We start from the raw sequence: 2,644 nt of genomic DNA, 5'->3' as shown, positions 1-2,644 counted from the left end.
ACATAAACGATTATCTCGTAACAGCCGCTCTTTGTTGATCATTTCAAACCTTTATTCTCTAAGTTAAACCTCTTTTTATTCTCAATAGCGTGACAAAAAATGCAAGTCTCTATTCAGCAACTAGTTTCATGTTTGACCTCTTGTTTGTTATTGAATTTTCCGGCGGTAGCTTGACCAGTTGAAACTAACTACGGTGGGCTTTCCCATCCTTAAGCGATCGACGATTCGCTCCCCCAATATTTCGGTTAATTGCTGTTGCGGTAAATTGGTCAAAATTCCTGTTGGTTTTTTGCTTGATGTTCTACGATCGACGATTTGAAAAATTACTAGTTCTTCATTGAGATTGTTTCTCTGAACGCCAACATCATCAAATACGAGCAAATCAACACCACACAAGTCATCGATTAACTGTGATTCGGTATATTGAGATCCGCTTTCGTAAGTTTTTCTCAACCTCATCATCAGGTCAGGAAAAGTAACAATTAAAATACTCAGTCCATTTTGAATTAACCGATTCCCAATTGCTGCTGCCAGATGATTTTTGCCTGTGCCAGAATGACCGCTAAAAACAAAACCCCCAAAGTATTTTCCAAAATTGTCAGCATAGTTTTTTGCTTTGAATTTCGCTTGTCTTTGCTCCGTCGTTAAAGCCTCAAAGTTGTCAAAGGTACAATGTTTGTGAAGCTCAGAAATACCGGAATTACCCATGATATTGTTCAGCCTTCTGACTCGGTTTTCTTCGGTAATTCGTTTTAAGTCCAACATCGACTGTTCTCGATGCCAAGCAAACAACTCGTCAACGGTATTAAATTTCGGTTTTATGTGCTTCGGCATCAATTTAAAAAATCGGGTTAATACGGAATTTGCTGTATTCAAAATTCCTCCTGCGTGAGCAAATTAGCAAAACCTCCTGAATCGCTCCGAGAGCGACGATAAAATTTTGGCTTTAAGAATTTACGTTTTTTTCGAGAAAACGTCTCATAATTGATTACAGGACGTTTTAGAGGGGGTCTGAGCGATAAATTGAGATTGGATTTTGATTTCAAAGTTATCTACACTCACCTTTTCTGTTGAACCATTTTCCCAAAGCCGTACTTTTCCTTGATTTCTCTTATCCTATCGAGTGCTTCAGCTTTGGTGACAGGTTTTGAAGCTCGCTTTTTCGTTAGTGACAGGTTTGGTTTGGGTATGACATAACCGTTGAGTAACTTTTTCATTAAGTCATCAATCAAATTTTTTGCTCTGTCCTCAACCTGTTTTGCGTTCAATGATTCCGCAATCATGTCTCGATATAATTCGTGCACCAACCAGTAATTGGCATTAGAACGATAGTCAAAACGATAAAAATCATCGTAACCACGCTGACGGCAGTACGCCTGTAATTTTTCGCAAAGCTGCTGAGGTGTGGGTAGTCCGTACTCCTCTGCAAGTCCTTGCTGACACCAATCGATAAATTGCCCCACAGACGGCAAAAAAGGGGATTTTCGTTGTCTGGCAATTCTTAAACCTGCGTTGATGTGACGGTCAGAATTGATATTGTTTTCAGAAAATCCGCTAATCCACTGCTGCTTAAAAATAGCTAGCTCTGAGGGTGTTTTGAGTAAAGCGATGCTGGCTGGAAAAATCACTTTTAGACTCTCAAAAAATCGGTTAAACAGTTTGATTAGCGGTGGATTGCTAGAGTTTTTATTTGACTCAACAAACGATTGCTGACGATTAATTTTAGTGATTACTGTTGAAACGCATTGCATAAAATCCCCTTCAACCCATTTGCCCAACTGGTATCATTCCAATCAAGTTGCGGTTTAGCATCGTGCTGTGATGAACGTTTCCCGTTTTCGAGCCAAGAAACTTCAAAGCCTTGCCAGTTTCTGAGCATACATTCCGCCAGTATGTCGTCGGTTGCATATCCCAATTTGTTGGCAGCGTTAATTTTTTGCACAAGGAAGCAGCCTAGCGGCTGCAAATCGATATCGGGTAGAATGGTGGTACCTTGAACTTCTGGAAATCATATAAAATTACCCCCGTGCTTTCTGAATTCACTCCTCGCCCTCTAAAAACGTTGTTTCAGCGAAACGGTGCTTGGGCCGAACTGCTAAACACTTACCCACTGAGGCCTGTTGAAGTAGAAGTTGTCACCAAAATGCTAGCTTGTGGCACACCACTTATGGGAAGCCGCGAATTATGCTGTGAGAATACCCATTGTCCACATCGGCGCCTTATTTACCAAAGCTGTAAAGAGGCTGTCGCAAAAGGGGTGGAATTTTTTTTNCAACAATATCCCACCGTGCAGATTTTCTCTTTTTCTGATTTTAGTTTGTACAAATAATAGACTRAAAATCATCCATAATATCAGAGCAACCGCTCTTGATAAGTTATAGGCCATTGCATGCAGGGTAAATTCGAGCTTTACCGCTAATAATCCCTTACGCCGGAAACGTTCCAAACCCTGAATTCCCCGCAATGCTGAAAACACAGGTTCAACCATGCTCTTTCGCTGATTCAAGATTTTTTTAGACTCAGGAGTAGCCATATGTAAACGAAGTTCATCTCGCTGTTTATCTTCCGGATAGCGTTTTATTTTCCTTCCATCTTTGGATTGTGTACATTGTTTTTTTTGCTCGCATTGGGCGCAATTAACACA

The 2,644-nt window shown here is 40.5% G+C and carries 4 protein-coding genes and 1 pseudogene; 1 reads left to right on the top strand and 4 read right to left on the bottom strand.

From position 1 onward, the window contains the following. Positions 1-147: 147 nt before the first annotated feature. From CBG25_RS04740 to CBG25_RS04730, 3 genes are all read right to left on the bottom strand, one after another. Positions 148-876 (bottom strand): ATP-binding protein, encoded by a 729-nt coding sequence (locus CBG25_RS04740; RefSeq protein ID WP_290604939.1) that lies wholly within the window; start codon positions 874-876, stop codon positions 148-150. Positions 877-1,058: 182 nt separating this feature from the next. Further along, positions 1,059-1,751, bottom strand: a complete 693-nt coding sequence (locus CBG25_RS04735) for a replication protein P (protein WP_290604937.1) — start codon at positions 1,749-1,751, stop codon at positions 1,059-1,061. Continuing rightward, a complete protein-coding gene (locus CBG25_RS04730) occupies positions 1,730-1,942 on the bottom strand; it encodes a hypothetical protein (RefSeq protein ID WP_290604935.1) in 213 nt (70 codons plus the stop codon). Before CBG25_RS04730 ends, CBG25_RS04735 begins: the two co-directional genes overlap by 22 nt. A gap of 84 nt (positions 1,943-2,026) precedes the next feature. On the opposite strand from CBG25_RS04730, the pseudogene CBG25_RS21310 reads away from it, so the two are divergent. Further along, a pseudogene (locus CBG25_RS21310) lies at positions 2,027-2,182 on the top strand (IS91 family transposase); the annotation flags it as partial. Here CBG25_RS21310 and CBG25_RS04725 read toward each other — a convergent pair. Next, on the bottom strand, positions 2,183-2,644 hold a 462-nt coding region (locus tag CBG25_RS04725), incomplete at its 5' end, for a transposase (RefSeq protein ID WP_290604933.1).

The organism is Arsenophonus sp. ENCA (assembly GCF_002287155.1).
GTDB lineage: Bacteria > Pseudomonadota > Gammaproteobacteria > Enterobacterales > Enterobacteriaceae > Arsenophonus > Arsenophonus nilaparvatae.
Note: the sequence above shows the minus strand (reverse complement) of the source record. Positions and strands in the feature narration are given on the sequence as shown.

What these genes read in the sequence shown, in the direction of transcription:
- CBG25_RS04735 (WP_290604937.1), bottom strand. Translation starts at nt 1,751, where the DNA reads ATGCAATGCGTTTCAACAGTAATCACTAAAATTAATCGTCAGCAATCG.